The following is a 25,339-nucleotide window of genomic DNA, read 5'->3' on the forward strand; positions in this document are numbered from 1 at the left end:
GGCATGACTGACAAAACCTCTGACGACGAACCCCAATCCTCAAACAAATCCACCACGGCCCGCAACGCGGCTATAGGTGCGGCTGCGACCATTGGATCCGCTGCGATTGCTGCTGCTTTGCTTTACGTGAACCGGCGCTCCAAAAAGGCGGGCGCGGAGGAACCGCCCAAAACCGTGCCATCCGGCGAGAAACCCGAGACTGATTGATGGAACCGCTTTCAACCGTATCAGGCAACGCCATCCCCTTTGGCGCCAAGAACATCGACACAGATGTCATCATCGCGTCGAAATGGCTCAAAACGATCACGCGCGAAGGGCTCGGCAAAGGCGCGTTTGAAACCATTCGCGCCAATGATCCTGATAATGTGTTCGATGATCCGGCTTTTGCAGGCGCGCCAATCCTGATTGCAGGCGACAATTTCGGTTGCGGCTCAAGCCGCGAACACGCGGCCTGGGCGATTGGCGATATGGGCATCCGCGTGGTTGTCGCACCCAGCTTTTCCGACATTTTCTCAGGCAATGCGGTGAAAAACGGTATCTTGCCTGTGGTGCTCAATCAATCGGCGATTGACCGTCTGATGGAAGTCGCGAAAGCTGGCGATCCGATCCATATCGACCTTGAGGCGCAGACTGTTACGACCCAGTTTCAGGATCGCTTTTCCTTTGAAATCGACCCTTTTCGCAAACACTGCCTGCTTGGCGGGCTTGATGAGGTTGCACTCACCATGGAACGCGGGCAAGCGATCAGCGCATATGAAATGCGCCGAGCATCCAGTCAAAGCTGGATGACGCGCGGCACCGCGATCTGAAATTCCACTGGGAGAGACATCAATGAAAGCCATCCGCACGCATGAAATTGGCGGGCCTGAAACACTCACGCTTGATGAGATAGAGGCCCCCTCCCCCGGCAAAGGCGAAGTGCTGGTGACGGTCAAAGCGTGCGCGATCAATTATCCTGACACTTTGATGATCCGCGATTTGTACCAGTTCAAACCCGAACGCCCCTATTCCCCCGGCGGCGAAATTGCAGGCGTGGTCGAAGCCGTTGGCGATGGGGTCACCAGCTGCAAGCCCGGCGACCGGGTTATCGGCATGCTTGGCAATGGCGGTCTTCGCGAAAAAGCGATTGTTCCTGATGGCAGGCTTTTCCCGATCCCCGAAGGCGTGCCTTTTGAAAAAGCCGCCTCGCTTTTGATGACCTATGGCACCACCATTCACGGCTTTAAGGATCGCGGACACATTAAGGAAGGCGATGTCGTGCTTATCCTTGGCGCGGCCGGCGGAGTTGGACTTTCAGCAGTGGAACTTGCAAAAGCCTATGGCGCGCGCGTTGTGGCGGCGGTTTCCTCTGAGGCCAAAGCAGACATTGCACGCAAGGCTGGCGCGGATGATGTGGTGATTTATCCGCGCGAGGACATGGACAAAGCTGCATCCAAAGAGCTCGCCAGCGCTTTCAAAGCCGCCTGCGGGCCCAATGGCGCAAACATCGTCTATGACATTGTTGGCGGCCAATATTCTGAACCTGCTTTGCGCTCCATCGCGTGGGAAGGGAAGTTTCTCGTCGTTGGTTTCCCCGCCGGTATCGCGAAAATGCCGCTCAATCTCACGCTGCTGAAATCCTGCGATATTTGCGGTGTGTTCTGGGGCGCGTTCACTGCGCGGGAACCTGCAAAGTTCGTCGAACAAGTGAAAGAGCTGTTTGCCCTTATGAAGGATGGCAAAATCGATCCACTGGTGTCCGAAACCTTCCCTCTGGAACGCGCGGGCGATGCGATTGCCAAGCTGGAAAACCGCGAGGCCGTCGGCAAACTGGTCGTCACGATGGATTGATAGGGCATATGCGTTTGATCGGGGCATGTGATATCGGCGTTTGACGCTTGCCGCGCGCCGATCCGCTCCCTATCTCCCCAGCAATACTCATCGGAGGGACAGATGACAGATTTTAACGACCGCCAACGCGCTGAAGAAGCCAAATTTGCACTCGACAGTGAAACCGCTTTCAAAGTCGCAGCGCGCCGCAATCGTTTGCTTGGCGAATGGGCAGCAGCGGAAATGAACCTCACCGAAGAAGAGGCCGACGCCTATAAAAAAGCGGTTGTGCAGGCCGATTTTGAAGAAGCAGGCGATGAAGACGTCATCCGCAAGCTTTTGGGCGATCTTACCGCTGCCGATACCAATATCTCCGATGCCGATATCCGCGCAAAGCTGGAAGAATTCGCCATCGAAGCGCGCCGACAATTGCTAGGCGATAGCTGATCCGATGCCGATGAAAGGCGACGATATCATCGCTGCGATCCAGGCGGAATTGCCCGGCGCGGCAGTTGAATTGACCGATCTGGCGGGCGATAACGATCATTGGGCAGCGGTGGTCACAGCGCCGCAATTTGCGGGCAAAACACGCATTGCTCAGCACAAAATGGTCTATGCCGCCTTTGGTGACAAGATGGGCGGGGAATTGCACGCCTTGCAAGTTTCCACGCGCGTTCCCACGTAACACCCAACGCATATTCCTGTTCAAAAATTGAAAGAGGCCTCTTTTATGGCTGACACCGACGCCCGCATTTCAAGCCTTGTAAGCGACAACGATGTTGTCCTGTTTATGAAAGGCACACCTTTGTTTCCGCAATGCGGCTTTTCCAGCCGCGCGGTAGCGATCCTCGATCATTGCGGGGTTGCCTATGAAAGCGTCGACGTTTTGCAGGATATGGAAATCCGTCAGGGCATCAAAACATTCTCAGACTGGCCGACGATCCCGCAGCTTTACGTTAAAGGCGAATTTGTCGGCGGATCAGACATTATGATGGAAATGTTTGAAGCGGGGGAATTGAAGCAGATGATGGACGCATCTGGCGTCAAAAAAGCCGAAACATAAATTCGCGCACCACTCGCGCACAAAAAAACCGCCTTGCAGACCAACGCAAGGCGGTTTTTTTTATATCGGGGAGACTGAACCTAGAGACCAGGAGAAGGTTCGTCTCTGCTCGAAGACCATTCGGAGCTGTTATAGACTATGCATTGAGCGTGCCAAAAATGGCCGCCCGCGCATTTGTGCGGGTTTCGGTGGTTAAGACCCATTTACCATAGTGCCAAATGTAAACTGGACCGACACAGCCAGCCTTTGGGCAGAGCGATGTTACGCCGAATGGATCGGCCAGCCTCTTGGCAAGCGGGCCAGCACCGGGCAACACAGGGCGCATGACAGCTTCCGCAACCGCTCCAGAATCGCCCGAAGCCATCCCGGCTGCCACCATCATCATCTTTCGCGCATCTGCTGAAGGTGGTCCGCCCGAAATCCTGATGACGGTGCGATCGCGCACTATGTCCTTTGCTGGCGGCATGGCGGTGTTTCCCGGTGGACGGGTCGATACGGCAGATTTTGCCTTGGGCGAAACTGTGTCCGCCGCAGATGCCAGCGCACCGCCCCCGGACGAAGCCGCGCATCAGATCGCTGCGGTCCGCGAAACGCTCGAAGAAACTGGCCTTGCATTAGGATTGACCGGCGAAATCACCGCCGAAAAGGCTGCAATAGCGCGCGCCATGCTGGAAGAAAAAGGGGCTCTCGCGCCTGTTCTGGAAGCGTTTGATTGGCAATTGGACCTGCCCCAGATCGTCCCATTTGCGCGGTGGTTTCCCAAGAACGAAAAGCTCAGCCGCATTTACGATACGCGCTTTTATCTGGCCAATCTGGGCACGGGCGATGTGGATGTCTCGATCAATTCAGAAAACACCAAGCTGTTCTGGGTCAGCGCACAAGGCGCGCTCGATCTTGCTGCCAAAGGCGACATCAAACTGATCTTTCCCACGCGCCGTAATCTGGAACGCCTTGCCTTGTTTGCCAGTTTTGACGAAGCCCGCGCTCAAGCAGAGGCGATCCCGGTGAAGACCATTGTCCCAAAAATTGATACGAAGGGAGGCGAAACCATGCTCACGATAATGCAGGACGCTGGCTATCCTGTGACCGCGGAATCGTTGGAAACAGTTGCACGGGGGTAACCGGGGCAACGACGCTATGTCAGGTCTGGCCCGATCCAGTACGTGATCAGGTAAGTTGGCGCGCCCAACGAGCGTAAGCTCGAACCACCTACAACGAGGGCGTGGATATTTGAACGAAGTGAAAATGGCGCGCCCTGCAGGACTCGAACCTGCTGCCTCAAGATTAGAAGTCTCGCGCTCTATCCAGATGAGCTAAGGGCGCGCGCCGCAAAGCCAATAGCGCGCTTTCGCAAGCATTCAAATGCCGCTAAGGCGCGCAGCTATGGACAAGAGTGATCCAGCCTTAGAATTCGACACCGATCCGGGTGATGGGATCGCTGCGACATCGCGCGCGCCTGTCACTTTCAAATATTATGAGTTTGTCATGGCGGCTTTCGTTGCCATCCTGCTGCTCTCCAATATCATTGGCGCTGCCAAGACGACCTTTATCCCTGTCCCCTTTTGGCCCGAAGGGATGTGGCCCGCGCCAGATGGGATGCTGATCTACGGCGCAGGGATCCTGTTCTTCCCGCTTGGCTATGTGATCGGCGATGTCCTCACTGAAATTTACGGATTTGCCCGCGCGCGGCGAGTGATCTGGACTGGCTTTGCCGCCATGATCTTCCTCGCCTTTATGAGCTATGTCGTGGTCGCGCTGCCGCCGTTTGATGGCTGGTCGTGCGCGGCAAGCGGGTTTGACGGCCAAGGCCCGCTGGTGACGCGTGACGGGGCGCAAATGTCCACGGGGCAGATCTGTCAGGAAACCTATGTGTCAGTTTTCGGCAATGCCTGGCGCATCGTCGTTGCTTCCATAGTCGCATTCTGGGCTGGCGAATTCGTCAATTCCTATGTCATGGCCAAGATGAAAGTCTGGACCAAAGGCAAAGCCTTGTGGAGCCGCACAATCGGCTCGACCGTGGTGGGGCAAGGCGTGGATAGCCTTATCTTTTACCCCATCGCGTTTTACGGCATCTGGACCACGGAACTGGTTGTCACTGTGATGATCACCAATTGGGCGCTGAAAGTTATCTGGGAAGCCGCTCTAACCCCTGTCACCTATTTCGTGGTGGGCCGGTTGAAGAAAGCCGAAGGGGTCGATCTGTTTGACATGGACACCGATTTTTCGCCTTTTTCGAGCAAAACGTAAGCGCGCGAGGCCTGCAGGCATCAATCCTCTGGGGCAATCCCAAGCTTATCGTCGGCCACGATATCCACGCGCCAATCCAGTCCAAGGCGCGCTGATAGCAGCTTCATATCTTTTTCAACCGGCGCTCCGAACAATGCCTCGTGGCTTTGCGCAAGGCGCAGCACCAAATCGCCCTTTTTGACGCGCAAGCGGCTGACCTGCAAAGACCGCCTTGAGCGCGCACCCAATCGGCGAGCAAGCCTGATCGCCAACCCCCAACAGATCGCCTCTTCCAACACATCCTTGCTGGCTAGAGCGCGCACTTCTTCGGGCAGATCCAGCTGGTTGCCATTGGCGGCAATTGCAGCGGCCAGCATGGCGCGCCCTTCCCCGTCAATCGCAATCCAGCGTTTGTGCAAAGCCCAATCCATCGCCTGATGCATCCGAATGTTCGGCTCTATCTGCATGCTGGCAAGCGCCAGCATTGTCGCCGCCAGCCGCAGCCTTTCGCCGCCTTTGCCTTCGGCTGGCGCGGCGCGCACTGTCCAACCCGCCATTTGAGCGGCGAGCATAGCGGGCGCGCCGCGCTGGCTGGCGAACACCGAAATCCCGGCCAGCAGAGGATCTTGCGCTTTCGCCTCTGGCGGCAGGCCATCGAACAACAACCCTTCGCGCAGGCCCCAGGATGAAAAGGTAATCCGATCCGGCCCCAGCCGGGCTAGCAAAGCGCGCAGCAATATCGCAGCATCAGGCAGCTTTTCAGCGCGCATAGACGAAATGCGCGCCCGCGCCTTCAGGCTGTCCTTGTCCTCTTTTGCAAGCGCCTGCGCCAAAGCTTCTGCGGCTTTGCGCGATCCGCCAAATCCGTGCGGGTCACTCAACGGATGGCCCTGTTCCTGCATTGCGTAAACCGCCATTGCACGCCATGTGCCGCCCACCAGATACAGATGCGCCGCATCTTGCTTGCCGTCACCTGCCTTATCCCAGCCGCTTTTCTTGAGCGCTTTTTCAAGGCTTGAAAACATGTCTTTAGGGTCATCGCCGCGGTGATCGGGCAAGCGCAAAGTGCCCAATGGCAATGTTTGGGCAGAAATGGCTTTGCCGCCTGATATTGCAGCCAGCTCCAGACTGCCCCCGCCAAGATCAGCGACAATGCCGTCTGCTTTGGGAAAGGCCCCCAAGACGCCCGATGCGCTGATTTTGCCTTCTTCCTCTCCAGAAAGAATGCGCGGTTTCAGCCCTAACTCTTTTAGACCTTTGACGAATTCCGGACCATTGGAGGCATCGCGCACGGCAGCGGTTGCGACGCATTCAATGGTGTTCACTCCCAAATCGCTCAGCATCAAGACAAAGCGTGAAAGACCGCGCATCGCCAGCGCGACCGCCTCATCGGCCAGCGCGCCTGTTCGCCCAATATCCCGGCCGAGTTTCGCCGTGACTTTTTCGTTGAGCAGCACTGTGGGCGCGCGCATCGTTCCGCCATACACCACCAGCCGCACTGTATTGGAACCAATGTCGATAATCGCGCGCTCTGGCAGAAGTCCTGAAAAGGCCCCTTCGCGATCCCCTCGCCGTCTTTTCAAGCTCATATATCGCTGCCTAGGCCCTGCCAGCAAATGGGGTGCCGTCATGGCGCGGCCCCAAGTGCTCGCATTCAGCGTCGCTCGTTTGGCTCATAGCCACCGCTATGCACCTGCGCTCGCTTCTTGACTGCAATCGTTTGGGGTCAACCATGATCCGCACTCCATTTGCTGGCAGGGCCTAGCTCGACCCGCCCTTGCGCAACGACAATTTGGGGACACCCCCAGCCTCCGATGCGCCGCCGCGGCCCGACAAAGATGGGTTTGTCATAAAGTATCGATGACAATTGAAAGGCTTACCCTGCGTTTCAGCGCGTGAATAGGTTCCATCGGAATTCAGCCACCAGCTTTGTTCAGTATCAAGCATATTGGCGAGCAAAACCTGCTGCAAAATCTGATCGTGCACGGTGCGGTTCTGGATGGGAATGAGCGATTCCACCCGGCGATCCAGATTGCGGCCCATCAAATCGGCAGAGGAAATAAACACCGCCGCTGCCGAACTGGGCATCGCATGGCCATTGGCGAAAGCATAAATGCGGCTGTGTTCCAGAAACCGTCCGATGATCGACTTCACCCGGATATTTTCGGAAAGACCCGGCACGCCGGGGCGAAGGCAGCAAATGCCGCGGCACACCAATTCGATTTTTACGCCTGCACTGCTGGCGGCATACAGCATGTCGATAATTCCGGAATCGGTGATCTGATTGGCTTTCATCCAGATCGCTGCGGGCTTGCCTTTGCCTGCATTGTCGATCTCTTTTTCGATGCGGCGATACAATTCGGCGCGCAGATCAAGCGGCGCGATGCTGATCAATTCGAGCCCGTGCGGTTCAACATAACCAGTGACGAAATTCATCATCTTGGCTGCATCCCGGCCCAGTTTGGGATCGGCGGTAAAGAAGGACAGATCGGTGTAAATCTTGGCAGTGACGGGGTGATAATTGCCAGTGCCGAAATGGCAATATGTGCGAAAACTGGAATCCTCGCGGCGCACAACCATCGCGACTTTTGCGTGGGTTTTCCAATCGGTGAAACCATAGATCACTTGCACTCCCGCGCGTTCAAGCTTGGTCGCCCATTTGAGGTTCTGCTCCTCATCAAAGCGCGCTTTTAATTCGACCACAGCGGTGACCGATTTGCCGTTTTCAGCCGCTTCGATCAGCGCGTTGATAACCGCTGATTGCGTGCCTGCGCGGTACAGCGTCTGTTTGATCGCAACCACATCCGGATCGGCGGCGGCCTGCCGGATAAAGTCGACCACCACCTCGAAACTTTCATAAGGGTGCTGGATGATGATGTCTTTTTCGCCAATCGCGGAAAACAGATCGCCATCATGTTCGCGCACGCGTTCGGGATAGCGCGGGGAATAGCTGTCAAATTTGAGGTCGGGGCGATCTTCGCTGACAATTTCGGCAAGGCCATCAACCCCGATCATCCCATCGGTTTTGATCACCGCCGCCTCGTGGACACCCAATTGTTCCAACAGGATTTTTTCCGCCTCTGGGTGGAAATCCTCTTCGAGTTCGAGCTGGATCACCTGGCCCCGGCGGCGTCGCTGAATCGCGCTGCGGAAGGTGCGCACCAGATCCTCGGCTTCTTCCTCAATCTCGATATCGCTGTCGCGCAGCACACGGAACAGGCCATCGCCTTCGATTGTGAAGCCGGGAAACAATTTGTGCGCATAACGCTGAATAAGGCTGGCGATGGAGATGTAGATCGCTTCATCGGGTCCGCCAATATCGCTGGGCACCCGGACGAAGCGGGGCAGCGCGCTGGGGATTAGGATCATCTCGATGATCTCTTCGCTGTCCGCGTCACGGGTCAGCGTAAACAACAGGCCCATCCCTTCGTTTTGCACGAACGGGAAAGGGTGCGCCGGATCGAGCGCCTGCGGGGTTATGACGGGCAAGATTTCTTCAAGAAAGAACGCCTTAAGCCAATCGTGGGCCTGGGGTTGCAGACGTTCTTCATCGGTGACGTGGATGTCAGCCTTACCCAGCCTGTTATGCAGATCACGCCAGATTTGCTGCTGAGCATCGGACAATTCGCTCAATTTTTCACGAATGGCTTTGAGTTGCTGTGATGGAGTGCGACCGTCAATCGAAGGTTTGCCAATCCCGCGCTGCACCTGGCCAACCAGCCCGGCCACACGGATCATCATAAATTCATCGAGATTGCTGCCCGAAATGGACAGAAACCGCAGCCGCTCAAGCAGCGGATATTGTTCGTTGCGCGCTTCTGCCAGAACGCGCTCATTAAACGAAAGCCAGGACAATTCGCGATTGAAATACATCGCCTCGGATGCAGATGGCGCGGCGCGAGGGGTTTCGGCGTTTTTCTTCTTGGCCACTGATTTGCTCACACCAAAGAGCGGCTGTCTGCGATTTGCGTGATCCCGCGCTTGCCATTGGCATCGCGGCCCAATTGCACAATCACATCAATCACGCTGGCTGCATAGGCAATGGTATCAGACCGGGTAAGCCCAATGCCTGTCTGCATCACCATCAGCGACAATTGTTCCAAAGCGCCTCGAAGCGAGTTTGCATGGATCGTCGAAAAACTGCCGGGATGGCCGGTGTTGATCGCGCGTAAGAACGAAACGCTCTCTGCCCCGCGCAATTCGCCCAGCACAATGCGATCAGGGCGCAGGCGCAGGGCGGCCTGCAACAATTCGTTCGCGGTGACCTTTGCTTCGCCAAGTTCGCCTTTAACAGCGACAAGGCCAACCGAATTGTCGCCGGGATATTTCAATTCGGGCGTGTCTTCGACCATGATGACACGTTCTGCCTGCGGAATTTCGCCGAGCATTGCGTTCAAGAACGTCGTCTTACCCGTGCTGGTGCCGCCCGATATGAGAATTGTGCGGCGGTTCTGGATGGCTTTGCGCAAATAGCCGATCGGCTCCATCTGCGGATCAGGCATCGCGATTTCGGTTTCGCTGGTAAGCGGGCCTGCGTCATAGGCATCCAATGGCAGATCAAGCCTGCGATGGCGGCGGATCGCCATCACCCAGTGTTTCCGGCTGGCAGGCGGTCCGCAAAACTGGATCCGGGCGCCGCCCTCTTTTCCCGTGGCAGGCAAAGTCGCCCCAAGCAGGGGATGTTCGCGGTTGATCCCCTGATGGCTGACACGCGCAACCTGTTCGGCAAGCCGCTGGACCAGACGGTCATCAATTTCGGGGGTTTCAATACGCTTGATGCCGGGGTCTGAGGCATCTTCGATCCAAACCTCACCAGGGCCATTGACCATGATTTCTGTCACCGTGTCGCGGTCAAGCCATCGTTTGAACGGGGCGAGATAGGCATCAAGATAGACGCTGCGTTCCTCGGGCACAGGCGCTGTATCGCCGATCGTCTCTGAGGAAGTGCCGCTGGTCAAAGGGTGAATGTCTGCTGTCATGGCGTCAGTTGCGCATCGCTGGCGCGATCAATTGCTTACCGTGCTGAAATCAAGGTCGCGCGCGGCAAACACCCGCACCGGTTCACCCATGGCAACGCGGATGGTTGGCGGGATTTGGCCATCCTGCTGCAAAGCTGTGCTGGCAGCGTTCTGCCCGCCTGCCACAACAAGGCCCGCCCCGCCTGACGCTATCGTGCCAGCTGCACCGATTAGCGAGAGCAGCAGACCAGACCCGAACCTCTGGAAGAAATGCGTATCCACTTCGCCGGCAAGGCCGGTGGTCCCGTCAAATCCGACAGCGGGGGATGCGATCTTGATTGTTACGCCATCGGGCCGGGTCAGATCTGTCCAGATGACATAAGCGCGTTTTTGCCCGTTTTGCACGCCCGATTGGTATTGGCCGACAAGGCGCGAGGAACGCGGGATCAAAACCTTTGTCCCATCAAAGCTGCGCACATCCTGGCTCACCACAGCGCGCACAAATCCGGGCACATCGGTGTTGATCGCGGTTTCCAGAATGGCCGGGATCAAAGTGCCTTTGGTGACTGTCGTGGATTGATTGATCGTGCGCGTCGCTTGCGCAGGTCCGCCGCCCACGCCGCCAATGCGGCTGGCAAATTCGCCCGCCGGGCCGCCGGCTGCTGTTGGTGCAGCAGTTGTCGATGTTGGGGCTGGTGCGCCTGCTCCTTCGACAAGGCGCGGCGCGTTGGCTGAGCGGGACGCATCAAAAATCAATTGCGGGCTGGCATAGGGATTGGCCACAGGAACAGCCGAAGCCCCCGGCGCGCGCGAGATAACCGGCGCTGGTGCACCCACAGGGGCGACGGGCGGCTTGATCGGTTCCGGTTTCACCACAACGGGCGCGGCTGCAGGAGTTACAGGCGCAGGAGCCGTTTCACCGGCGCTTGCTCCGGTGGCTTCATCAGCGCCCTGCTGAGCTGCGTTCATCGCCCAAAATGTCGTCGCGCCAAGCAGGCCGACAATCGCAACGCCCAAAGCCGGGCCCCATTTGTCGCCGCCCGCCTTGCGCTGGGTGACAGCGGGAAAGGCGCTGCGGCTGGCAAGGTCGATAACTTCTGCGGTCTCGCCCTCACGCGGGTCGCCGCCTGACGAACCATCGGTTGAACCGCCCTTTTTGGCCGGAAGTCGCATGGCAAGGCGCATTATCTCGTCTCCATCACAAAGGCGGTTTGCATAAGCATCATGTGGCCCCTCATGATCCGCGCTGGCGTTTCTTGCGGCGTTTTTCATCGCGCGCGGACACCTGCACAGCGCTCGTATTCGTCAGCGTCGCACTGTCGCGGCCTGATCGCAGGATCACTTGCGCAGGCACCTGATCGACCACAATTGTCTCTCCGCGCACAGTGTAATTCACAGGCCCTTCATCACCGTCATCATTGGTGACAAGGATCACGGGAACAGACGCATCCTTGGGCCAGGTGAGAAACAGCGCCTCGCCATTGTCATACGCGCGCGCGGGCAGCAGATCTTTATCGCCATCGCCGTCCCATGCGAAATTAAGCTGCGCGGGATCGACCACGGCATAAGGATCGCTGGCCGCAGCCAATTCAGCGGCATTGGCCTGTTCCTGCTTTGCCTCTTCAATCGCGGCAAGGCGCGCTTCTTCCTTGGCTTGCTCAAGCTTTGGATAGCGGAACTGCATCACATAAAGCGGGCGATTGCGCGATGATGCGACCAGATCGAACAGGTAAGTCCGCTTGTTCGTCACCACTGTCATATTGGTGCGAGCATTTGTCGCCAGCGGTTTTACAAACAGAATCGATTGCGCTTTGTTGGGCTGAACCTGCCAGGCAGAGCTGTCGCCGATCGCGACATTTTCAATCGCTTCGTCTTCGGCGAATTTGATCGTGGTTTGCACTTTCACCCGGCCATTGATCGTGACCACGGCAGTCTCGTCATAAACCAGCGTGCGCAGGCGCGGATCATTGGCCGCCGCAGGATTGGCCGCCAGCAGGCTGAACGCTGCCAAACCCAACAGAGGAAGGCGTAAAAGGGTGATGCGCCGCTTCATCGCGGGGTCTCCGGTTTTGGGGCGGCCCCACCTTTTGCGCCGCTGATGGATGTTGAACGGAACCGATTGCCGATCCCGCGAGTGCGCGATGCGCTGGGCGATAGGGGCGCTGCCTGCCCGCTGCCGCCTGATGTGGCGTAAACCTTGGTCTCACGCACTGTGCTGGTACCCGCAGACCCTGCATCATTGGCCGCAATCCCGGTCGCAGGCGCGCGCACATCAATGCGGCGCTGGCCCGCCGTTGTGGCCGCCACACTGGCGGTGCGCGCAGCTCTGTCAGGGGCGAGCATCTGGGTGCTCGCAGCCGCCGGGCGCGCAGTGTCATATGCTGCGCGCTCCTCTTTTGAGGGGACCAGGCCAAAGACCTGCCAACTGGAAACCATAGTGGCCGCGACTTTCAGGCTCATAAACATCAGGGCGCAATGCACTGCACCGACAAGGAAAAACGCCATTGCGGCCTGCTGGTCAATCTCATTTGGCACAGCGACCAAAGCGGCAAGAATGGGCACAGCCATTTCAAGCATGATCGACCCGCCAAGCACCGCAAACAAAGGCGCGAGCGCGAGCATGGTCATGCCTTTAAGCCAGCCGGTAAACAGCCCGCGCGTGCCATTGAAAAGCGCAAGCACAACAAAGATCGGCCCCACCGCCAGCAGCAGAGCCAGCCCAATGCGCGCGGTGACCAGCAGGCCCACTGTACCGAGCAAAAGCAACATTGCGCCCAGCCACATCATCCCTTCGGGCGAAAACGTGTTGATGTCTGTTGCATCGCCGCTCGCTTCTTGAATGGCGAGAAACACCACATCAAGCTTGGCTGCAAAAGTCGCAGTGGCGGAACCATCGGTGCCGGTCAGCACGCCTGCAATTTCATCGGGCCCTTCGACAAAGATATTGTAGAAGACGCTGGAAAACGCGACGTAACTGGTCGCAAATGTCAGCACCAGACCCATGGTCATGATCTTGGGAACCAGCGCTCTGACTGATAGGTTAGACCGTCCCAGCATCAGGCTGATGCCGAAAAAAGCGATGAAGAAGACCAGCATCAATGTCAGCGCCAAGGCCATCTGCCCATCGCTGCCGAACAGCCGCCCAAACGCCTGCTCGCTCACCTGGCTGGCGATGCAATCGACCGCTGTCAGCGCGGCGGCGACGCCTGCACCCATTTCCTCAGCAACAAGATCGCAGCTTGTTGCCATTATTCCGCCGCCTGCGGGATCGGCTGGCCGTGCTGGTCCAGCCCCAGCGAACCATCAGGCCAGGCGGTGTTGGTCAGCGCGGGATACCAGGCGCTTGGCTCATCACCAACGGCCTCTCTCAGCAGATCAAGCTGACGCACCGATGCCTCACGGCCGGAAAGCACCGTCAGCACTTCGGGCGCGCCTGACAGATCGAGGCGCACAACTACGCTCGCATCGGGTTGGCGCACAAGGAAGCAGCGCGAATGCGCAGGCAAAGTGCGAATGAGCGCGAGTTCGTGATCGGTCAGTCCAAACCCGTCGCAATAATCTTCGGGCCGCGCGCGGCTGTTGGGCATGAACACCATGGTCGCGGTCTGCTCAACCAGAGCGGTCGAAATCCGGCTTTCCAATGCATCGCGCGCTGATTGCGTCGCAAAGCCCACCAGCGCATTGCGTTTGCGCAAGGTCTTCAGCCAATCGCGGATGCGTGCAGCGAACACCTCATCATCCAACGCTTTCCACCCTTCATCGATAAGGATCATGGTGGGTTGGCCATCCAGCCGCTCATCAATGCGGTGGAACAGATACATCATAACAGGCGTGCGCAGGCGCGGATTTTCGAGCAGCGCAGTCATATCAAACCCAAGCACGCGGGTGTCGAGATCGAGCAGATCAGCCTCGTTATCGAACAGCCATGCATGTTCGCCGTCATCACCCGATTGCGATCCGATCCACGCTGCCAATCGGTCAGCCAGATCACCCGGCTGCGGACGGCGTGCGCCGGCCAGCAATTCCTTGAAATGGCGCAGACGGCGCAAGCGGCTGTCATTGGCATAGGCCGCGTCAACAGCGGCAGAGATCAGCGCGAATTCTTCCGGCCCGTCTGCATTCAGCAGCACGCCCAGCCAATCGCGCAAGAATGCCTTGTTGGCAGGCGTATCGGGCAGCGCGAGCGGATTAAAGCCTGTGGGCGCGCCAGCGGCGATCTTGTCATAGCGCCCGCCAATGCCGCGAATGAACAGCTCTGCCCCGCGATCCTTGTCGAACAGGATGGTGCGCGGTTTGAACTTTTGAGCTTGAGCGGCGAGGAAATTCATCACCACGGTCTTACCCGAACCGGACGGGCCAATGACCGAGAAATTACCCAGATCGCCGTGGTGGAAATTGAAGAAGAACGGGGTGGCGCTGGTGGTTTCCAGCAAAGTCACAGCATCGCCCCAATGATTGCCGCTGGCTTGGCCCAAGGCAAAACCGTGAAAGCTGCCAAAGCCTGCCATATTGGCCGAGGATATCAGCGCGCGGCGCACGATATATTCCTCATTACCGGGGAATTGCGCCCAGAAAGCAGGCTCCAGATTGGTGTCTTCTCGTACCGCAATCGCGCCCGTATCTGCCAAAGCGGCTGCACATGACGCGCACGCATCATCGAGCCGGTTAAGCGATGTCTCGCGCACCAGCACCGTCAGATGGTGATCGCCAAATCCAACCGCGCCATTGCCCAAGGCATCGCGGGCCGCCATCATATCAGCGCGCTCAGCGGCCGCCTCTTCATCGACAGAGCGCGATCGGCGCAGCGCCAGATCGATGCGTTCACGCGATGTCGTGCGCTCATTGGGCGCATAGCTTTCGGTGACGATCATCTCATAAGGCAAGCGCAACAGCGGATCGAGCAAGCCCGGCGATGTCGCCTCGGGATAATCTTTAAGCCCCAAAATCGCTGAGAAATCGGGATCAGCAGATCCGCGCAATTCCATCGCATCCAGCCCAAAACTCGCCCGTCTATAGGGCAGCATATCGCCGATATCGGTATCCGCATGCGGGCGCCTAACAGGGCGCATTTCGCCATTGTAAAGCGCTGACAACAATTCCAGCATTTCAGAATTGGTGCCGTTATCGTGCGATGAATAGTCTGCAAGAACGCTCGCGCCATAAGCGGACAAGGATGCCGTCAACCCGGTGATCGCCGCTTTAAGACTGCGCACATCCTTGGGATCCGCTTCGAGCGCATCCTGGCCGGCGCGTGCAAAGAACTTGCTCGCCTTTTCAACCAGACCCGCTTTGCCGCGCGCGGGGCGGCGGATGAGAGTAACGAACTGGTCATTGATGAACAATGATCCGCCCGCCAGCCGCTCTTTCCAGCGCGCATCGATATGGCGCGAGAGCGGATCGGGAAATTCGCCATCCAGCTCAACCTCGACCCGGCGGCGGATGACGTGATGATAAAGGACAAAGCGCGCATCCAATGTGGACCGCAGCATCACCTCACGCGTGGCGGCATGGGCGTTGAGCGCTTCGGAATCCTCGGTTTCGAACAAAAGACCCGGCACCTGGATCGCGGACATAACCGAGCCATCGCGCAAGAGCACCGTGCTTTCATCGATCAGCCGTTCATACGGCAGACGCTCGCCCACACGCGCTTCTTTCGCGCTCCAGGCAGCCGGTCCGATCCATTTCACCATATCAACCAGCCCTCCTTCAGGCGGGTCTTTGCTTGTGCTCCTTTAAGGAGCATAAGAATTGCAGCCCCAGCATTTGTAATTGGGCACACGCGGGCACTTGGAAACTTTCGTGATCCACAGATCAAAGATGCGCGGTTCGCGCAAAGATGCGAAATAGCCGATCGCGTGCATCACAATTGGCACGGGAATGATCCAGAAACTCTTGAGGATCAGAAACGCAATCGTCGTCACCATCAGATTGATGATAAAGAAATTCATCGTCACGCCGGCAAACATTTGCGGGCGAGTGAGTGCGCGGTGCACGGGATGACGGTTCAATTCGCTCATGATGCGCGGCCTAGCATAATATGGTTAACCCACTCCTGCCTGAATGCCCGCAACGATTGTGGTCGCGCCAAACAGAATGAACACGCCGACAATCACCGTGGCGCCGAACCGCCAGTTCATCCGGCCTGTCAGCATCATAAAGCCAATCGCAGCCACTGCCATTACCGCGACAGTGGTGGCGACAGTGCCCAGCAAAGTGCCCTGCAACCACAACAGCGCAGAATTGATCGGACCAGATCCAGCTGGGTCAGCTCCCTGCCCTGCCGCCTGCGCAAACGCGATGCCGGGCATGGCAAGCAGTGTCATAAAAGCGGCTATACGAGCCGAAAAACGGGAAACCAGGTTCATATTGCTGTCCATAATCCTATCAATTGACGCGCGAATGATTGGCCAAACGGCCCATGATTGCCGCGACATAGTTTCTTGTCTCACGAATATTGGGAACACCGCCTGCACGAATTACTCGGCCCGGCCCCGCATTATAGGCGGCCAAAGCGTGTTCCAGATTGCCATCAAAGCGGTTCAGTTGTTCGCGCAGATAACGCGCCCCGCCCTCTAGGTTCTGCATGGGATCATCGGGGTTCACGCCGAGATATCTGGCAGTGCCCGGCATCAATTGTGCAAGACCCCGCGCACCTGCGTGAGACACCGCGTTTTCGCGCCAGCGGCTTTCTTGCCATACCAGCGCCTCAATCAGGCTGGGGCTGAGTGCATAACGCGCGGACAATTCTTCGACCTTGGCGACATACCTCGCAGGCACGCCCGCTTTGTGGGCGGCCGTGTTTGAGATCGCGATGTCAGGGACAATCAGAGCGCCGATATTGACGCCGATGTCATCAGAAGGTGCAGCGCCAGCAGTGGGAGCCGCCATTTCCCCTGCGGGCAGCGCGACAACGCCAGCCGTCCCGCCAGCAACCCAGCGGGCACCATCAGCATCCAGTTCCATCACATCAGCCTGCGCCGCAGCGCCTGTCAAAGCGAATGTAAAGGCTACCGCAACACAGCATGCGCGCGCTAGAATCATGTCTGGGCCTCCCAGCATTTGGTCCTCGTGCTGCCATGTCTAGCCTAAGTGACAGACAGGTGACAGTAGGGTGAGCCTAGACATAATTCTTTAAGGGTGTTTGCACACCATCGGCAAAGGACAACGCTTTGCCTCAAAAAATGTGCGCCTGATCCGAAGATCAAGCGTTACACGGGTTTATCGCTGAACCGAAGCTTTCACCATCCGCAATTCGCCGCGCTCCAGCATGGACAGAGCTTTGCGTGCGAGTTTACGCGAATTCACTTCGCCATCGGCGGTTTCGAGCGATTGTTCGGTGCGGCTTTGCAAGGCGGCTTTGAACAGGTTGCGCGCCATCGCATCATCGCCGCGATGGGCATAGGCGACACCCAGATTGATAAGCACCGCCGGGTCGTCAGAATGCCGCGCACGCACTCGCTCCAAAGCGACGATCGCTTCATCACCATTTCCAGCGGCAAGCGCTTCTGCCTGAAAATCAGCGGATTTGACTTCAGCCGGGGCATCCTGCGCGGCGCTGGTTTGCGTTTCGGCGGGCTCTGCGACGGCCTGTGTGGCCAAAATAGCGGCCAGGAACGGGGTCAGCATGATTTATCTCCTTCAATGAGATCATCATGCGCGCGGCTGAGAGAAATTGCAATAAAAATGTCATATATACGTATTTATGTCATTTTGCGTTTTATCATTCTGATATTACGCTATTTTTTATGGATCAAATTGTGACACTGGTGTGACGACCCGATTAAGAAAGCGACACGCCTTAGGGCGCTTCGGCTTTTTTTCACTGATATGACAGTCCTTACGTATTCACCGCGAGGCTGCAAAAATTCTGTCACTTACCGTCCCTAGCGGAGGCCCCAGCGAAGTTTTTCGCGCTTTTTTGATTCTCGGTTTTTTTGAGGGGACCGCTCGCTGTGAATACTCTTCAACGTCATCTCGTACTTGGTAGCAGTCTTGTTGTTTTGGCCGGTTGCGGCGCGGACGAAATCGTCTCGCCCGGCACCAGCGGCGATATCATCATCAACAATCCATCGCCCACACCCACCCCAACGCCAACCCCCACCCCAACACAGGCACAGGTCACTCCCGCATCGGGCTGCCCCACCATCAGCACGCCCGCAGGCCTTACCGATGCCGGCACCATCAGCGGCCCCACTGGCGAATATCGCGTGTGCGTTTTGCCTTCGACATTTACGGTCGACGACAACCTGCCGGCGATCGACGGTCTTCTTTATCAGATCGAAAACCGCGTGAATGTGGGCACAGACCAAGGCTTTAACAGCACGGGCACTGATGTGACTTTGTCCATCGAACCGGGCGTGATCCTGTTTGCACAGGCGGAAAGCTTCTTCGTCGTCAATCGCGGCAATGCCATTGCAGCGGACGGCACCGAAACCAATCCAATCATCTGGACCAGCCGCGACAATGTGATCGGTGTCAGCAATGACAACAGCCAGGCGCAATGGGGCGGTGTCGTCCTGCTTGGCCGGGCACGCGTTTCAGATTGCTCAACACAGGTGTTCAACACGACGCCGGGCGATTTCACTACCAACCCGACCTGCGAACAGCAGCTCGAAGGGACCGTGGTTGCAACGCCATTTGGCGGGGCAGACGATGCCGACAGCTCTGGTTCGTTCACTTACAACCAGATCCGTTATTCAGGCTTTGAGCTTCAGCAATCGAACGAATTGCAATCACTGACTACCGGCGGTGTTGGCAGCGGCACGACGATCAACAATGTCTTCTCATTCAACAGCTCTGACGATGGCCTCGAATTTTTCGGCGGCCAGTTTGACGCGAGCAATATTGCCGTGATCGGCGCATCGGACGACTCACTCGACGTGGACACGGGCGCACGCGTCAATCTGGAAACGGTTGTGGTGGCGCAGCGAGCAAACACCGGCGACAGCTTGATCGAACTCGATTCCCCTGATGATCTGGGTGACGGCACGCCGGGCAATGCTCAGCCGCAAACGCAGCTGCAGGTGAACAATTTCACCTTTGTGCAGCGCTCTTCGGCTTCATCGCAAATCGTGCGGGCGCGCGGCGGTGCGGCGCTGGCGCTTTCGAACGGCGTGCTTGATGCCGATGACAACGGGTCTGGCCTGTGCTTCCGCGTTGATGAGCAACCGACGCAGGATGCCATTATCGGGCTGAACTCACTGGTTGGTGATTGCGATGGGACACGTCCGGTTCGCGGCGCCAACAATGATGCGGCAAGCGATACAGCGCTCGCCGGATTGTTCGATGCCAACAGCGACCTGGCTTTCACGATCTCGCTTACCGGCGTGTTTGTGAACGGGGCAAATGAAGGCGCCGTGGCCGCGTTTGATGCCACCGCGCGTTCAAGCTTCTTTAGCGCTTCGACATTTGTGGGCGGGGTTGAAAGCGACATCACAGCCGATTTCGGCGACTGGACCTGCAATTCGGCCACGGCCGATTTCGGCAGCGCTGGCGGTGCCTGCACGTCGCTGCCGGTCAGCTAATCTTCGTATCTGCAATCGGGGGAGATGCAGCGGCATTTCGCGCACCTCCCTTGATTGTTCAATACAAGCCGCAAAATCGGCTGTTCCCAGTACCAAGGCCTAGTCATGAGGGGGTCTCACATTATGTCCATCGGCAAGCGTCTGGCAGGATTGCTGCTTCTCAGCACAGCTCTGTCCGTTCCGTCTGTTCTTCACGCACAGGACGCTTCGGCGGCAGATCCGCAAAATGAAAGCAGCGGCGATCTGGATGGAGACGCCATCGATGATGCGCAATCTGATGAAACGCTGAACGAACCCGATGTTTCGGTTCCGGGCGGCGGGATCATCGTCACAGGCCGCCGCAATCGCAATCCTGAACGCTCCTCGACACAGGTGCTTACCGTGCTTTCCGAAGAGGATATCGCGCGCACGGGCGAAGGTGATATTGCTGGCGCGTTGAGCCGCGTGACGGGTCTGGCCTTAGTGGGAGATGGCCGCGTGTTTGTGCGCGGGCTTGGTGATCGCTATTCGCTCGCGCTGCTCAATGGCTTGCCTTTGCCCAGCCCTGAACCTTTGAGCCGGGTTGTCCCGCTCGACATCTTCCCGACCAATGTCGTGTCCTCATCGCTGGTGCAAAAGACCTATTCGGCCAATTACCCGGGCGAATTTGGCGGCGGCGTGATCAACCTGACAACCAAGGCTGTGCCGGTTGAGGATTTCCTCTCGGTCAGCTTCGGCGTCAGCGGCGACACTGAGACCACTTTTCAAAACGGCCTCACCTATTTCGGATCAGACCTCGATTCCTTCGGGTTCGACAATGGCAACCGCGATATCCCGACCAATTTGCAAGCCTTCATCGACAGCGGCGAACGCATCGGCACAGTCGATATCGCAACCGCCGAAGGGATCGCAGGAGAGCTGTTTCCGGCCAATCTTGTCACACTGCAACGCGTTAGCGATCAGCGGCCCAACTTCTCCGGCTCGATCACCGGCGGCGCGTCGATAGAGCTTGGCGATGACACCTATCTGGGCATCCTTGCCACCGCTTCGCTCAAGAACAGCCTGCGCAATCGCAGCGTCTTATCGCAAAGCGGCAGCAGCGATCTATCCGAAGTCTTTGAAACCAGCACCACGTTTATCACCGATGAAAACGCGCTGTTCAACGCGCTGCTCGGACTTGGTCTCGATTTCGGCCCGCACACTGTGCGTTGGACCAATCTGTATATCCGCGACACTTTGAAGACCGCCCGGCTCGAGGAAGCGTTTGACCCCTTCCCCGGCCTTAACGGATTTGACTTTATCAATCAGCAAACCGCTTTCTTTGAACGCCAACTGATCGACACCCAATTGGTGACCGAGCTCGATTTCGACAGTTTCGAGATCGACCTTCGCGCTGGATACGCCCGCACTGACCGCGAGGCGCCGTTCAACACCACCTTCAGCTACACCCGCACCAACATCCCTTCCAGCCCGTTCGGCGATGAGTTTGTTGCCTATTTCAACCAGCTTTCCGATGCCGGTATTTCGACCGCTTCGTTTGATGATCTGACCGAAGAGAACCGCTTTCTTGGCGCTGATCTCTCCTATGCGCTTACTGACACGTTCGAAGTCACCATTGGCGGCGCTTACAACGACACTGACAGGCGCTCCTCCAGCCGCGAGTTTCGCCCGTTTATCACGCCGGACACATCGAACCCTGATCTTGCCGGGCTTGACGAGAATGTCGCCGTGGCACTGGGCCTTCGCCGTCCGGGTGACATCATCAATGGGGCGACGCTTGCAGGCTTCACTGTCACTCTGACAGAGGCGACCCCCTTCCCCGTCTTCGATGCAGCGCTAGAGATCTACGCTGGCTATGGCCTGTTCCGCTGGGTGCCCACCGATACGCTGACGCTGGAAGCAGGCGTGCGCTATGAGGATGCAGCCCAGACGGTTGATCTCGATCAGTCCGTCTTCAACAGCCCAATCGCAGGGGCGACTGCAACCAACCTTGGCAATGACTACTTCCTGCCCGGAGGCACCGTCACCTATTCTCCAATTGACGAGCTGCAATTGCGCCTGTCAGCGTCTCAAACCATCGCTCGTCCGCAATTCCGCGAGCTGGTGGAGCAGACCTATTTCGATCCCGCATCCAACCGCCGTTTCCGCGGCAACCCCTTCCTTACAGACAGCGAACTGACCAACCTTGAAGCGCGCGCTGAATACTACATCAGCGGCACCGACCGGGTCAGCCTTGCCGGGTTCTACAAGGAAATCCAGAACCCTATTGAAAACACGCTTGTCTCAGCCTCAGGCCAGATCCTTACCAGCTTTGCCAACGCGCCGTCGGCTGAACTGTTCGGGGCAGAGCTTGATCTGGTTTACGGCATTGATCTGTATGATCTTGGCGGCAGCTTCTTTGAAACGAAGCAGATCATGATCATCGCCAACTACACCTACACCCAATCCTCAATCTCGGTTGGCGATGGCGATATCGCGCCTGTGCCGGGGAACGAGAACCAGGCAGCCAATCAGCTGTTTGACGATGGCGCGGCTTTGGTTGGGCAATCCGATCATCTTGCCAATATCTCCATTGGGCTGGAAGACACTGAGAAAACGCAGCAATTCACGTTCTTCGTCAATTACGCCTCGGAACGGATAACGCTGCGCGGCGGCGCGCTGCCCGATGTGGTCGAAGATCCCGGCTTCACTCTCGATTTCGTCGCCCGGTCAGAGCTGACCCTTGGCGGTTTGCCGCTGGAGCTTTCATTCGAAGCGCGAAATCTGTTTGGACGGGACAATTTCGAGTTTCAGGAGCTCAATGGCAACCGGATTGAGATCAACACATTCGATGTTGGCACCTCCTTCTCACTGGGGCTTAAGGCGGAGTTCTAAGCGGCCTGTCTGGTACTAGCTTTGCGCCATAGGCTTTGACCAATCGAGTAGGAAAGCGGTTTGTTTGCCGCTCTGCTGCGCGCTTGCCTCACCCCCGCACGCTCACCTGATCCATCGCGGGCATTCCCATGGCCATGGCAGTGGGCGCTTTGGGCCGGTAGGGCGCTTCCAAAGGCGCGATCTCCTCTGGCGTCAGCGCGATGTCGAGTGCAGCCACAGCTGCCTCGATATGGTGCGGTTTGGATGCGCCGATGATGGGGGCGGCAACACTCGCCCGGGTGAAATGCCACGCTAAAGCCAGGCTCGCCATGGCATCGCCGCGCTGGTTGGACAGGGCCTCTAGCGCGCCGATCACCGCGTCATCAGCGGCGTCTTCGGGGTAGATCGCTTTGCCAACTCCATCGGTTTTGCTGCGCACCGTCTCCTCACCAACAGGCCGCGCCAAACGGCCGCGCGCCAGCGGGCTCCACGGGATGACACCGACGCCTTGGTCTTGGCAAAGGGGAGCATTTCGCGCTCTTCTTCGCGGTATAGGAGGTTCAGCTGGTTCTGCATGGATATGAACCGGGTCCACCCATTCGCGCGGGCGGTTTCCTGCGCTTTTGCAAACTGCCAAGCATACATCGAAGATGCGCCGATATAGCGCGCTTTGCCCGCTTTCACGATGTCGTGAAGCGCCTCCATCGTTTCCTCGATGGGCGTTGCATCATCCCAGCGGTGGATCTGGAACAGATCGACATACTCCATGCCCAGCCGCCCAAGGCTGTCATCAACGGCCTGCATCAAGGATTTGCGCGATAACCCGCCTGCATTAGGAGCGTTGCGCCACGGGATAAACGCTTTGGTCGCCACCACAATCTCATCGCGGTTCGCCATTTCGGAAAGCAGCTTACCCGTAATCACCTCGGACGTGCCGCCCGCATAACCATTGGCTGTGTCGAAGAAGTTGATCCCCGCCTCCAGCGCCTGCTTGAAAAACGGGCGGCTCTCCTCCTCATCGAGCAGCCAATCGCCGTGCCAACCTTTGGTCTTGTCGCCATAGGTCATGCAGCCAAGGCACAGGCGCGATACCGAGAGGCCAGAATTACCGAGGCGCGTGAACTTCATGGGTTATGCTCCGATTATTACGCGAAACTACTATAATATTTCGCAGCGAAGTTGACAAAGGTGACACCGTGTCACCCAGCTTTTTTCGACCTATACCTTTGTTTTTGTTTCTAACTTATCCAAATATCGAAGTTGACACTTTTCCAACTTTTTTCTCGTTTTGCTGGCCTTACAGGTGTGCCGCTTAGGCCGGTTTTCGTATTGTAGGAAAGCCAATATCGTCCCTGCAAGCCAGAGGCGAAGCCATGACGCGTGGGCGCTCAACTCAAAGTCAGACCGCCATCGACCACCAATGTCTGCCCGGTGATATAGGCGCTTAAGGGCGAGGCGAGAAAAAGCGCTGCCCCCGCCATATCTTCGGGCGTGCCGACGCGGCGCAGAGGTATGGATTTCAGCGTCGCCTCCAATCGCTCCGGATGCTCGGTGGTGACAGCGGTCAGCTTGGTCGGGACCAGCCCCGGCGCAATGCCGTTGACGCGAATACCGTCCCTCGCCCACGCTTCGCCCAATGTCTTCACAAGGCCCACAGCGCCATGTTTTGATGCGGCATAAGCAGGCGTGCCCATGGTCGATTTAAACCCTGCAACGGAGCTGACCACAATCATCGTGCCGCCCGTATCGGCAAGGCCGGAATGAAACGCGCGCGCGACATCCATCACCGAATTGAGGTTCACATCGATGACATCATCCCAGCCTTTGCGCTGAAACTCTTCGCGACCATAGCGCACCGTGCCTTGGCTTTGGATAAGGACATGCGGCTCCAGCATGGCATCAGGCAGGCCATCCACCGCATCGCGGTCCATCACGTTGAGCTGATGATAGGTAAGCCCGGTAAGGTCGCTGTCCTCGGCCTCAAGGTAGTCGCCCTCATCAGGCCGAGTGCCCGTAACATGGACCTCAGCCCCAGCGGCGCGAAAGCTCTGCGCAATTCCATTGCCAATACCGGATGAGCCGCCAATGATGAGAACGCGCTTGCCGGTAAAATCGAGGGGGTTGGTCATCAATGTTCCTTAAACGGCCTACATCCAAAAAGCCAAACCCGCTCAGCCTGAGCTTGTCGAAGGCCATTCATCAAGGGTAGCAACAAAGTGATGGAATTCCACACTTACATCCTGCGCTGCAACGATGGTAGCTACTACACTGGACACACTGACGACCTGGTAGCACGAATGTCGCAGCACAAAAGCGGCACCCTTGGCGGGTACACAGCCAAGCGCTTGCCCATTGAGCTGGTGTGGTCCGAAAGCTTCGCAACACGCGACGAAGCCTTCAGCGCCGAGCGGCAAATCAAGGGCTGGAGCAGAGCCAAAAAGGAAGCCCTGATCGTTGGCAACTGGGAATTGCTTTCGGAGCTCGCGCGGGGGCGTGCCCGGTCTTGAGGCGGGGCAGGCGCATGGCCTTCGACAAGCTCAGGCTGAGCGGAGCGCGGTTAAAACTCAGCGAACAATTCGGGTTCATCAGTAACGCCGAGAGCCAAGTAATCTTTGGCCATGGTCCTCACCTCGTCCCATCCAGCTATGCATGATGCACTGCCCATTTGCCAAAAATCGAGGTCCACGTTGCCCGATTTCTGATCCAGTATTCTGTCTATGCTCTTGATTAAGGCAAGTTGATCGATGCTGAACTCAGCGCTCTTTCCGTTTGCCTCCATGGTTTCGATGAGGAAGCTGAAGTCCTCGGCCAGATCATCTTTAATCAAGAGCGGCAATCCTGCACTTTGGATGAATGCCTTCTGCTCATCCTCTGAAGATGCGAAGACTTGCATCGCATCTCTGATCTTTCGCCAGGATTTCTGCATC

General features: G+C 57.5%; 24 protein-coding genes, 1 tRNA gene and 1 pseudogene. 11 read left to right on the forward strand and 15 right to left on the reverse strand.

Translation table 11 applies throughout. From position 1 onward, the window contains the following. Positions 1–3: 3 nt before the first annotated feature. The 7 genes from AC0V6L_RS01955 (at position 4) to AC0V6L_RS01985 (ending at position 3,993) form a co-directional block, all read left to right on the forward strand. On the forward strand, positions 4–207 hold the full coding sequence (locus tag AC0V6L_RS01955) for an isopropylmalate isomerase (RefSeq protein WP_486147626.1): 204 nt from the start codon (positions 4–6) through the stop codon (positions 205–207). Further along, complete coding sequence (gene leuD / locus AC0V6L_RS01960) at positions 207–809, forward strand: 3-isopropylmalate dehydratase small subunit (RefSeq protein ID WP_486152642.1); 603 nt, start codon at positions 207–209, stop codon at positions 807–809. Before AC0V6L_RS01955 ends, leuD begins: the two co-directional genes overlap by 1 nt. Before the next feature lie 22 nt (positions 810–831). Then, on the forward strand, positions 832–1,830 hold the full coding sequence (locus AC0V6L_RS01965; protein ID WP_486152644.1) for an NADPH:quinone oxidoreductase family protein: 999 nt from the start codon (positions 832–834) through the stop codon (positions 1,828–1,830). Positions 1,831–1,932: 102 nt separating this feature from the next. Continuing rightward, entirely contained in the window at positions 1,933–2,256 is a 324-nt protein-coding gene (locus tag AC0V6L_RS01970) for a DUF1476 domain-containing protein (RefSeq protein WP_486147632.1), read from the forward strand. 4 nt (positions 2,257–2,260) lie between these two features. Continuing rightward, positions 2,261–2,494, forward strand: coding sequence for a BolA/IbaG family iron-sulfur metabolism protein (locus AC0V6L_RS01975; protein WP_486152646.1), 234 nt, complete (start codon positions 2,261–2,263; stop codon positions 2,492–2,494). Between the two features lie 45 nt (positions 2,495–2,539). After that, positions 2,540–2,872 (forward strand): Grx4 family monothiol glutaredoxin, encoded by a 333-nt coding sequence (grxD, locus tag AC0V6L_RS01980; protein WP_486147636.1) that lies wholly within the window; start codon positions 2,540–2,542, stop codon positions 2,870–2,872. Positions 2,873–3,195: 323 nt separating this feature from the next. After that, the gene (locus AC0V6L_RS01985) at positions 3,196–3,993 is read left to right on the forward strand and encodes an NUDIX hydrolase (protein WP_486152648.1); all 798 of its coding nucleotides are present in this window, start codon (positions 3,196–3,198) and stop codon (positions 3,991–3,993) included. 125 nt (positions 3,994–4,118) lie between these two features. Here the strand turns inward: AC0V6L_RS01985 and AC0V6L_RS01990 are convergent. Beyond that, positions 4,119–4,195, reverse strand: a tRNA-Arg gene (locus AC0V6L_RS01990). A 60-nt stretch (positions 4,196–4,255) separates the two neighbouring features. Between AC0V6L_RS01990 and AC0V6L_RS01995 the strand changes: the two genes are divergently transcribed. Continuing rightward, positions 4,256–5,119 (forward strand): queuosine precursor transporter, encoded by an 864-nt coding sequence (locus tag AC0V6L_RS01995; RefSeq protein ID WP_486152650.1) that lies wholly within the window; start codon positions 4,256–4,258, stop codon positions 5,117–5,119. A 20-nt stretch (positions 5,120–5,139) separates the two neighbouring features. Here the strand turns inward: AC0V6L_RS01995 and AC0V6L_RS02000 are convergent, their stop codons facing one another. The 11 genes from AC0V6L_RS02000 to AC0V6L_RS02050 all read right to left on the reverse strand — a co-directional run bounded on the left by AC0V6L_RS02000 (position 5,140) and on the right by AC0V6L_RS02050 (position 17,682). Continuing rightward, entirely contained in the window at positions 5,140–6,687 is a 1,548-nt protein-coding gene (locus AC0V6L_RS02000) for a Ppx/GppA phosphatase family protein (RefSeq protein ID WP_486152652.1), read from the reverse strand. A gap of 172 nt (positions 6,688–6,859) precedes the next feature. Then, positions 6,860–9,028 carry an RNA degradosome polyphosphate kinase gene (locus AC0V6L_RS02005; protein ID WP_486152654.1) on the reverse strand — a complete coding sequence of 723 codons (2,169 nt, stop codon included), beginning with the start codon at positions 9,026–9,028 and terminating at the stop codon, positions 6,860–6,862. An 8-nt stretch (positions 9,029–9,036) separates the two neighbouring features. Further along, positions 9,037–10,077: a P-type DNA transfer ATPase VirB11 gene (gene virB11 / locus AC0V6L_RS02010; protein WP_486152656.1), complete on the reverse strand. Its 1,041-nt coding sequence runs from the start codon at positions 10,075–10,077 to the stop codon at positions 9,037–9,039. A gap of 27 nt (positions 10,078–10,104) precedes the next feature. Further along, positions 10,105–11,241 carry a TrbI/VirB10 family protein gene (locus AC0V6L_RS02015; protein WP_486152658.1) on the reverse strand — a complete coding sequence of 379 codons (1,137 nt, stop codon included), beginning with the start codon at positions 11,239–11,241 and terminating at the stop codon, positions 10,105–10,107. Between the two features lie 49 nt (positions 11,242–11,290). After that, complete coding sequence (locus AC0V6L_RS02020; RefSeq protein WP_486152660.1) at positions 11,291–12,109, reverse strand: TrbG/VirB9 family P-type conjugative transfer protein; 819 nt, start codon at positions 12,107–12,109, stop codon at positions 11,291–11,293. Further along, complete coding sequence (locus tag AC0V6L_RS02025) at positions 12,106–13,305, reverse strand: TrbL/VirB6 family protein (protein WP_486152662.1); 1,200 nt, start codon at positions 13,303–13,305, stop codon at positions 12,106–12,108. Before AC0V6L_RS02025 ends, AC0V6L_RS02020 begins: the two co-directional genes overlap by 4 nt. Beyond that, positions 13,305–15,746 carry a VirB4 family type IV secretion/conjugal transfer ATPase gene (locus AC0V6L_RS02030; protein WP_486152664.1) on the reverse strand — a complete coding sequence of 814 codons (2,442 nt, stop codon included), beginning with the start codon at positions 15,744–15,746 and terminating at the stop codon, positions 13,305–13,307. The genes AC0V6L_RS02025 and AC0V6L_RS02030 overlap by 1 nt, the downstream gene beginning before the upstream one ends. Before the next feature lie 42 nt (positions 15,747–15,788). Further along, the gene (locus tag AC0V6L_RS02035; RefSeq protein WP_486152666.1) at positions 15,789–16,073 is read right to left on the reverse strand and encodes a VirB3 family type IV secretion system protein; all 285 of its coding nucleotides are present in this window, start codon (positions 16,071–16,073) and stop codon (positions 15,789–15,791) included. Between the two features lie 24 nt (positions 16,074–16,097). After that, on the reverse strand, positions 16,098–16,421 hold the full coding sequence (locus tag AC0V6L_RS02040) for a TrbC/VirB2 family type IV secretion system protein (protein ID WP_486152668.1): 324 nt from the start codon (positions 16,419–16,421) through the stop codon (positions 16,098–16,100). A gap of 19 nt (positions 16,422–16,440) precedes the next feature. Beyond that, positions 16,441–17,097, reverse strand: a complete 657-nt coding sequence (locus AC0V6L_RS02045; RefSeq protein ID WP_486152670.1) for a lytic transglycosylase domain-containing protein — start codon at positions 17,095–17,097, stop codon at positions 16,441–16,443. A gap of 177 nt (positions 17,098–17,274) precedes the next feature. After that, complete coding sequence (locus tag AC0V6L_RS02050; protein ID WP_486152672.1) at positions 17,275–17,682, reverse strand: tetratricopeptide repeat protein; 408 nt, start codon at positions 17,680–17,682, stop codon at positions 17,275–17,277. A 326-nt stretch (positions 17,683–18,008) separates the two neighbouring features. On the opposite strand from AC0V6L_RS02050, the gene AC0V6L_RS02055 reads away from it, so the two are divergent. Continuing rightward, complete coding sequence (locus AC0V6L_RS02055; protein WP_486152674.1) at positions 18,009–19,580, forward strand: hypothetical protein; 1,572 nt, start codon at positions 18,009–18,011, stop codon at positions 19,578–19,580. A 123-nt stretch (positions 19,581–19,703) separates the two neighbouring features. Beyond that, on the forward strand, positions 19,704–22,433 hold the full coding sequence (locus AC0V6L_RS02060; protein WP_486152676.1) for a TonB-dependent receptor domain-containing protein: 2,730 nt from the start codon (positions 19,704–19,706) through the stop codon (positions 22,431–22,433). An 88-nt stretch (positions 22,434–22,521) separates the two neighbouring features. Here AC0V6L_RS02060 and AC0V6L_RS02065 read toward each other — a convergent pair. Beyond that, positions 22,522–23,540 (reverse strand): annotated as a pseudogene (locus tag AC0V6L_RS02065) (aldo/keto reductase). A 260-nt stretch (positions 23,541–23,800) separates the two neighbouring features. Beyond that, on the reverse strand, positions 23,801–24,541 hold the full coding sequence (locus AC0V6L_RS02070) for an SDR family NAD(P)-dependent oxidoreductase (RefSeq protein ID WP_486152678.1): 741 nt from the start codon (positions 24,539–24,541) through the stop codon (positions 23,801–23,803). 90 nt (positions 24,542–24,631) lie between these two features. On the opposite strand from AC0V6L_RS02070, the gene AC0V6L_RS02075 reads away from it, so the two are divergent. After that, positions 24,632–24,919: a GIY-YIG nuclease family protein gene (locus tag AC0V6L_RS02075; RefSeq protein ID WP_486152680.1), complete on the forward strand. Its 288-nt coding sequence runs from the start codon at positions 24,632–24,634 to the stop codon at positions 24,917–24,919. A gap of 50 nt (positions 24,920–24,969) precedes the next feature. Here AC0V6L_RS02075 and AC0V6L_RS02080 read toward each other — a convergent pair whose 3' ends face one another. Then, entirely contained in the window at positions 24,970–25,338 is a 369-nt protein-coding gene (locus AC0V6L_RS02080) for a hypothetical protein (protein WP_486152682.1), read from the reverse strand. Position 25,339: the final 1 nt, after the last annotated feature.

The organism is Erythrobacter sp. JB1-15 (assembly GCF_057365035.1).

Coding starts and splice junctions, on each gene's coding strand:
- AC0V6L_RS01955 (WP_486147626.1), top strand. CDS start 4: ATGACTGACAAAACCTCTGACGACGAACCCCAATCCTCAAACAAATCC.
- leuD (WP_486152642.1), top strand. CDS start 207: ATGGAACCGCTTTCAACCGTATCAGGCAACGCCATCCCCTTTGGCGCC.
- AC0V6L_RS01965 (WP_486152644.1), top strand. CDS start 832: ATGAAAGCCATCCGCACGCATGAAATTGGCGGGCCTGAAACACTCACG.
- AC0V6L_RS01970 (WP_486147632.1), top strand. CDS start 1,933: ATGACAGATTTTAACGACCGCCAACGCGCTGAAGAAGCCAAATTTGCA.
- AC0V6L_RS01975 (WP_486152646.1), top strand. CDS start 2,261: ATGCCGATGAAAGGCGACGATATCATCGCTGCGATCCAGGCGGAATTG.
- grxD (WP_486147636.1), top strand. CDS start 2,540: ATGGCTGACACCGACGCCCGCATTTCAAGCCTTGTAAGCGACAACGAT.
- AC0V6L_RS01985 (WP_486152648.1), top strand. CDS start 3,196: ATGACAGCTTCCGCAACCGCTCCAGAATCGCCCGAAGCCATCCCGGCT.
- AC0V6L_RS01995 (WP_486152650.1), top strand. CDS start 4,256: ATGGACAAGAGTGATCCAGCCTTAGAATTCGACACCGATCCGGGTGAT.
- AC0V6L_RS02000 (WP_486152652.1), bottom strand. CDS start 6,687: ATGAGCTTGAAAAGACGGCGAGGGGATCGCGAAGGGGCCTTTTCAGGA.
- virB11 (WP_486152656.1), bottom strand. CDS start 10,077: ATGACAGCAGACATTCACCCTTTGACCAGCGGCACTTCCTCAGAGACG.
- AC0V6L_RS02015 (WP_486152658.1), bottom strand. CDS start 11,241: ATGCGCCTTGCCATGCGACTTCCGGCCAAAAAGGGCGGTTCAACCGAT.
- AC0V6L_RS02020 (WP_486152660.1), bottom strand. CDS start 12,109: ATGAAGCGGCGCATCACCCTTTTACGCCTTCCTCTGTTGGGTTTGGCA.
- AC0V6L_RS02025 (WP_486152662.1), bottom strand. CDS start 13,305: ATGGCAACAAGCTGCGATCTTGTTGCTGAGGAAATGGGTGCAGGCGTC.
- AC0V6L_RS02030 (WP_486152664.1), bottom strand. CDS start 15,746: ATGGTGAAATGGATCGGACCGGCTGCCTGGAGCGCGAAAGAAGCGCGT.
- AC0V6L_RS02035 (WP_486152666.1), bottom strand. CDS start 16,073: ATGAGCGAATTGAACCGTCATCCCGTGCACCGCGCACTCACTCGCCCG.
- AC0V6L_RS02040 (WP_486152668.1), bottom strand. CDS start 16,421: ATGAACCTGGTTTCCCGTTTTTCGGCTCGTATAGCCGCTTTTATGACA.
- AC0V6L_RS02045 (WP_486152670.1), bottom strand. CDS start 17,097: ATGATTCTAGCGCGCGCATGCTGTGTTGCGGTAGCCTTTACATTCGCT.
- AC0V6L_RS02050 (WP_486152672.1), bottom strand. CDS start 17,682: ATGCTGACCCCGTTCCTGGCCGCTATTTTGGCCACACAGGCCGTCGCA.
- AC0V6L_RS02060 (WP_486152676.1), top strand. CDS start 19,704: ATGTCCATCGGCAAGCGTCTGGCAGGATTGCTGCTTCTCAGCACAGCT.
- AC0V6L_RS02070 (WP_486152678.1), bottom strand. CDS start 24,541: ATGACCAACCCCCTCGATTTTACCGGCAAGCGCGTTCTCATCATTGGC.
- AC0V6L_RS02075 (WP_486152680.1), top strand. CDS start 24,632: ATGGAATTCCACACTTACATCCTGCGCTGCAACGATGGTAGCTACTAC.
- AC0V6L_RS02080 (WP_486152682.1), bottom strand. CDS start 25,338: ATGCAGAAATCCTGGCGAAAGATCAGAGATGCGATGCAAGTCTTCGCA.